Origin of the sequence: Halomonas sp. ND22Bw, from assembly GCF_003011945.1 — a bacterium.
Taxonomy (GTDB): Bacteria; Pseudomonadota; Gammaproteobacteria; order Pseudomonadales; family Halomonadaceae; genus Halomonas; species Halomonas halophila.
In genome coordinates this window covers 1-274 of record NZ_PXWD01000819.1, presented here as the reverse complement: position 1 = coordinate 274, position 274 = coordinate 1, and the positions used below count along the sequence as shown (strand labels likewise).

At 72.3% G+C, this 274-nt stretch carries 1 protein-coding gene; it reads left to right on the top strand.

The genetic code is table 11. From position 1 onward, the window contains the following. Window positions 1-221 (top strand): ATP:cob(I)alamin adenosyltransferase (locus CVH10_RS20415; protein WP_146143182.1); only part of this gene is annotated, 221 nt, incomplete at its 5' end. Window positions 222-274 lie beyond the last annotated feature (53 nt).

Sequence of the window (274 nt, the reverse complement as noted above, 5' to 3'; positions counted from 1 at the left end):
CCGGTGGCTCTCCGGCCGCGGCCGCCCTTCACCTCGCCCGCACGACCTGCCGGCGGGCCGAGCGCCTCGCCGTGGCATTGGCCGCCACCGAGGGCGAGGTCGTCTCGCCGGAAGCCCTGCAGTACCTCAATCGGCTGTCCGATTTTCTGTTCGTGGCGAGCCGGACCGCGAATGCGAACGGCGCCGACGACGTGCTCTGGGTGCCCGGCAAGAACCGTTGACGGAAGGCGCGAGCCCGTCCGTTCGCCGCGGCGATCGAACCGCCGTGTGACGC